Raw genomic sequence first — 5895 nt, 5'->3', positions numbered from 1 at the left:
GCAGGCGGATAAGTGGAACCACGCTGGGATTCTGCTGGAAGGGAATATGCTGCTGCATCACCTGTATGGCCATCTCAGCAAGCGCGTGCCGTATGGTGGATACTGGATGGAAAGGACGATGAAAATCGTGCGACATCATTCACTATTTTAAGGTGCCTGTATATTATGCTCCTAATTCAATTTACAGGAGCATGCGAATGAATGAGCCAATCACTGAGCAGTTATACAATAAAGTTGTAAATTTCGTTAATAAAATGGATGGGAGTGTGCGCTTTGATTATATTTCTAAGTCCTTGCGCATTCCTCCTGACACTCTTGATGAAATTGTGGACAGGATGATTGCTGATGGAGTCGTTGTTAATACAGGAACGGTAGGTGAATATTTACCAGTAAAACACGCATCTTCCAAAAATACTGATAAAGATAATCGATGCTGTACATCTAAAAAAAACAATGATAGTAGTGGACTAAAATTTATTGTTGGGAGAGTAGCATTAGTTATAGCCATAATATTTTTTATTATAACCTGCTTTTATGCTTACAGAGCACCGATATCATTTGTTTTTCTAATCCCAGCCATAATGGCTGCATTTGTTTTTACAAACCAAAATCATGGTGGAGAAGGTTTCCTAGGGTTGAGTTCAATCTCTGCATGTTTAATCTTTTTGCTCCTTACTAATGCGCAGACACCAATATTTGGAGAAGCATATGAATTAAGAAAGCAGAGGGATGAAATTAAAAATGAAGTTGCTAGGAAATCAAAGGAAGAAGATCAGCAACAGCTAAATGATATCCTTAACGCCAGAGAGCATATAAAAGGGATGCTAAAAGACCCCTCCTCAGCTAAATTTTCTGGTGAATTCATTGGGAAAAATGGTGCTATCTGTGGCCATGTCAACGCTAAAAATAGTTTTGGTGGTTACACTGGGGAGTCTCGTTACATATTTTCTGTCAATTTTTCTGCAATAGATGAAGGCACCACCTCCTTTAATAAGGAGTGGGAGAGACAGTGTTATCTTAATTGAATGGCAAGGATAAAGCATGCAAGAAACCATGACGAGAATAGAACTGTCTGGAGTCCTGGGTAAAACCTTTGGGAAGGTTCATTATCGTTTAATAAAGAACATCAATGAAGCCGGAGAGGCATTATCTGCGACGATCCCTGGATTTGAAAGGTTCATGATATCCAGTGAGGAGCGTGGATTGACCTATGCAGTATTTAAAGGGAATAAGAATATCGGGCATGATGATTTAGGATTCCCTGTAAGTGGCGAAATTATCCGCATAGTCCCTGTTATCATTGGCAGTAAGAAGGCAGGAATTCTCCAAACAATCCTTGGTGCAGTTATTGTTGCGGCAAGTGTTACCTATGGTTTTTTCACAGAGGATTGGGCTAATGCCGCGTATGGTATTCAAGCTGGCGGCGCCATGATGCTCGGCGGCGTCGTTCAGATGCTCTCCCCACAGCCAGCTGGCCTGGCACGAAAAGAATCCGCTGACAATAAAGCGTCCTACGCCTTTGGGGGCGTGACGAACACTGCCTCTCAGGGATACCCGGTCCCTTTGCTTTATGGCAAACGGCGAATTGGCGGCGCCATTATATCTGCCGGTATTTACGTAGAAGACCAGCAATAAGTTTTATTCAGTAAACCATCCAATTCAGGCCACCTTGCGGTGGCTTTTTTTATGGGCGTAATATGGCAAATAACATAATTAAAGGGCGCAAGGGTGGCGGCTCAAAGCAGCGTACACCGACGGAACAGCCGGATGATTTACAGTCCGTTGCAAAAGCCAAAATTCTGCTCGCATTAGGTGAGGGTGAATTTGCAGGTGGTTTAACCGGGAAAGATATTTATCTTGATGGCACCCCGCTTGAAAATGCTGATGGTTCGCAAAACTTCAGTGGCGTGTCCTGGGAATTTCGCCCCGGCACGCAGGCTCAGACTTATATTCAGGGTATTCCCGGTACTGAAAATGAAATCAGTGTAGGAACGGAAGTTTCCAGCAAGACAGCCTGGACCCATACCTTTACTAATACCCAGCTTTCTGCCGTTCGTGTCCGCCTGAAATGGCCGTCCCTGATGAAACAGGAAGATGACGGCGACGTGGTGGGCAATACCGTCAAGTATGCGATTGACCTGCAGACCGACGGCGGCGCCTGGCAGACGGTGCTGGAAACCGCTGTCACGGGTAAAACCACCTCCGGTTATGAGCGGAGCCATCGTATTGATCTGCCCCAGGCCGGCAGTACCTGGACGCTACGCCTGCGTAAAATCTCTCCGGATGCAAACAGTGTCAAAGTTGGCGACGTGATGACGCTGCAGAGCTATACCGAAGTGATTGACGCGAAGCTGCGTTATCCCAACACCGCGCTGCTTTATATCGAGTTCGACTCCAGCCAGTTTAATGGCTCCATTCCGCAAATTTCCTGTGAGCCGCGTGGGCGCGTGATTCGTGTGCCGGATAACTACAATCCGGAAACCCGCGAATATACCGGCGTCTGGACCGGCGGGTTTAAATGGGCCTGGACGGATAACCCGGCCTGGATCTATTACGACATTGTTACAGCTGACCGTTTTGGTCTCGGTAATCGTCTGAGCAGCGCCAATATTTCGAAATGGACGTTGTACCAGATTGCACAGTACTGCGATCAGCTGGTTCCTGACGGGCGCGGTGGTGACGGCATGGAGCCGCGCTATACCTGTAACGTCTACGTCCAGGAACGCAACGACGCTTACACCGTGCTGCGAGACTTTGCCGCCATTTTCCGGGGCATGACCTGCTGGAACGGTGAGCAGATTGTTGTGCAGGCTGATATGCCGCGTGATGTCGATTTTACCTATACGCGCGCCAATATTGTCGGCAAACCCCGTTATTCGAGCAGCAGCAGCCAGGTTCGGTACACCAACGCCCTGGTTTCCTGGTCTGATCCGGATAATGCTTATGCTGATGCGATGGAGCCGGCGTTTATCCCGGAACTGGTTTCCCGCTACAGTTTTAACCAGCTCGAACTGACCGCGATTGGCTGTACGCGCCAGAGCGAAGCCCACCGTAAGGGGTTGTGGGGCATACTGACCAACAACAAAGACCGGGTCGTTGAGTTTGATGTGGGGCTGGACGGTCGCATTCCTCAACCCGGTTATATCATTGCCCTGGCGGATGAGTTACTGGCCGGACGGGTCAACGGCGGGCGAATCAGCGCGGTGAATGGCCGGGTGATTACGCTGGATCGTGATGTGGATGCCAAACCTGGCGACCGTCTCCAGCTAAACCTGCCATCCGGTATCTCACAGAGCCGGACCATTCAGGCTGTTAACGGACGCCGGCAGATTACGGTCACAACGGCGTACAGTGAGACGCCAGAACGGGAATGCGTCTGGGCCATTGAATCTGATGACCTCTTCCTGCAGCAGTACCGGGTTACAGGGGTAAAAGAGAACAGCGATGCCACCCTCACGATCACCGGCGTGGCACATGACCCGGATAAATTCGCCCGCATCGATACCGGCGCTATTATCGACCAGCGCCCGGTTAGCGTATTGCCGGCGGGCAACCAGTCACCTCCTGACGATATTGTCATCACATCCCGCTCGGTCGTGAATCAGGGGATCAGCGTCGAAACGATGCAGGTTAACTGGTCAGCGGTCAGCGGCGCTATTGCCTACGAGGCACAGTGGCGCCGTAACGACGGGAACTGGATTAATGTGCCGCGCAGCTCGACCACCTCGTTTGAGGTCAGCGGCATTTATGCCGGTCGTTACCTGGTTCGCGTCCGTGCGATCAATGCGGCGGAGATCTCGAGCGGCTGGGCGTATTCCGAAGAGAAAACCCTGACCGGCAAGGTCGGCGAGCCGCTGGCACCGCTGGCGCTGGCAACCCGTTCGCTGGTTCATGGGGTCCAGGTTAGCTGGGAGTTCCCGACCGGCTCCGGGGATACGCTGCGCACGGAATTGCAGTACAGCAAAAACCAGGACGGCAGTGCGCCAATGCCATTATCAGACGTAGCCTATCCGGGGAAAAGCTATCAGCAGATGGGCCTCAGTATGGGCGCCGAATTCTGGTACCGGGCGCGCCTTGTGGATCGTCTTGACAATGAAAGCCCGTGGACCGGCTGGGTCCAGGGGATGGCCAGCGATAACTTTGATGACTACTACGAAAACCTGACCGATGCGATCAAGGATACGGATGCCTGGGAGGAAACGCAGCGCACCATTAGCGAAACGCAGGAAGGTATCCGCAATACGCAGCAGGAACTGGAGCAGACCGCTGAAGAGCTGCGTCAGGAAGCCGCAGATCAGGCGAAGCAAGTCAGCCAGGATATTGATGCATCGGCGAAAAGCATCACTGCTGATGTTGACGGGAAGATCTCCGCCGTGAATAAAACCATCACGGATGAGCTTACCTCGGTAAATGAGTCTCTCGATTCTGGTCTGGCTCAGGCAAACAAGGGGATTCAGGAGGCAAAATCCGCCGTCGCTGATGCGAATCAGCAGATAGCAATTTTGAGCAAGTCGCTGGCCGACGGCGATGCCGCATTGAATGCGCAGATTAAAACTGCCGAGAATGGCCTGAAGCAGTCGTTGTCTCAGGTCAACACCACGTTAACCAATGCGGTTAAGCAGGAAACTGCGGATCGTATCGCAGATGTTAACGCGAAGGCGGCACAGGCTGCTGATGAACTGCTGGCGGCAACGCAGGGGATTGAGGCGAGTATCGAGAGCCTGACTCAGGTAATGAAGAGTGCCGATGAAAATCTGGCGCGGGAAATGTCCAGCCTCGCTGCCGGCGCTAATATCCAGTTCGATTCGCATGTTATCTGGCATTTCAACAATCAGACGACCGAGGGCTGGACCGGAAGCGCCGGCGTACCGGGAGTGTCCCAGGATGGCTGGTTACGCCCTGCTGACAGCGCCACCGATCCGTACATTACCTCTCCTGGCGGTTTGGCTGTCAATGGTGCGGCGTACCGCTTCATCATGCTGCGCTTTCGTAAAACCGGCAAACCAGTCTGGGCGGGTGAGATCCGTTGGGTGTCTGCCGGCGAAAACTTCAATAACACGAAGCGATACATTGTTGCTGAGCCAGAATATGCCGATGGGGTGGCAACCCTGACGGTGCGTGATATTCCTTGGACAGGGAACATTGATCGTATTCGTCTGGACCTGACGAACCAGCAGGATGCCAGCAACTTTATCGAATTCGACTGGATCGCCGTTGGCCGGCCAGCACCCGGCGCCAGTACGGCGGCTCTGCAGGATGTGCGCAGCACGCTGAGTAACGCGCTGACCGCCGAAGCGCAGGCACGCAGCACGCTGGCGGCGCAGATGCGTGGCTCCTATGAGGGCAGCGATCTGGAGAAAGTCACCTCCGGGCTGCTGTACCAGGAAAAAACGGCGCGCGTTACCGCCATCTCAGCGGAAGTTAAGGCCAGAGAGTCCCTGCAGACGCAGTTTAACGACAACAAAGCTGCTGTTTCTGGTGAACTGAGTTCTCTGACGACAGAGCAGAGTGCGCAGGCGAGTCGTATCGGAGGCCTGGAAACCAGCCTCGGGAAAAAAGCCGATGCGACCGCGCTGACGTCCCTGACGCAGAAAGTTGAGCAACAGGGTGCCACGCTGACATCGCAGGGAACCGCGTTAACATCACTCACTAACCGGGTGGGCCAGACGGAAACGGGCCTGGCTGGTACGAATGAGGCGTTGAGCGGGCTGGAGTCTGTTGTTACCCAGCAGGGCGACAGGATAACCAGCCAGGGTCAGTCCATCACGAAACTGACGAGCGATTTGGGCACGACAAATGCCACGCTGGCGAAGAAAGCGGAGGCGAGCGCGGTCACCGCGTTAACACAGCAGGTAGAGCAAAACGGCCAGGATATTCGCAGCAATACTGACAGCA

General features: G+C 52.4%; 4 protein-coding genes. All 4 read left to right on the top strand.

Going from position 1 to position 5895, the window contains the following annotated elements:
- The coding region (locus KHQ28_RS20760; protein WP_211777669.1) for an NlpC/P60 family protein at positions 1-151 on the top strand (151 nt) is incomplete at its 5' end.
- Between the two features lie 46 nt (positions 152-197).
- Positions 198-1025 (top strand): hypothetical protein, encoded by an 828-nt coding sequence (locus tag KHQ28_RS20755; RefSeq protein ID WP_077265974.1) that lies wholly within the window; start codon positions 198-200, stop codon positions 1023-1025.
- A 16-nt stretch (positions 1026-1041) separates the two neighbouring features.
- Positions 1042-1635, top strand: a complete 594-nt coding sequence (locus KHQ28_RS20750) for a tail assembly protein (protein ID WP_064145028.1) — start codon at positions 1042-1044, stop codon at positions 1633-1635.
- A 62-nt stretch (positions 1636-1697) separates the two neighbouring features.
- A partial coding sequence (locus tag KHQ28_RS20745; protein ID WP_228298283.1) for a phage tail protein occupies positions 1698-5895 on the top strand: 4198 nt, incomplete at its 3' end.

The organism is Klebsiella sp. 28 (assembly GCF_018223905.1).
GTDB classification, from domain to species: Bacteria; Pseudomonadota; Gammaproteobacteria; order Enterobacterales; family Enterobacteriaceae; genus Klebsiella; species Klebsiella pneumoniae.
The sequence above is the reverse complement of the archived record's forward strand: the minus strand, read 5'-3'. Positions and strand labels throughout refer to the sequence as shown.

Coding starts and splice junctions, on each gene's coding strand:
- KHQ28_RS20755 (WP_077265974.1), top strand. CDS start 198: ATGAATGAGCCAATCACTGAGCAGTTATACAATAAAGTTGTAAATTTC.
- KHQ28_RS20750 (WP_064145028.1), top strand. CDS start 1,042: ATGCAAGAAACCATGACGAGAATAGAACTGTCTGGAGTCCTGGGTAAA.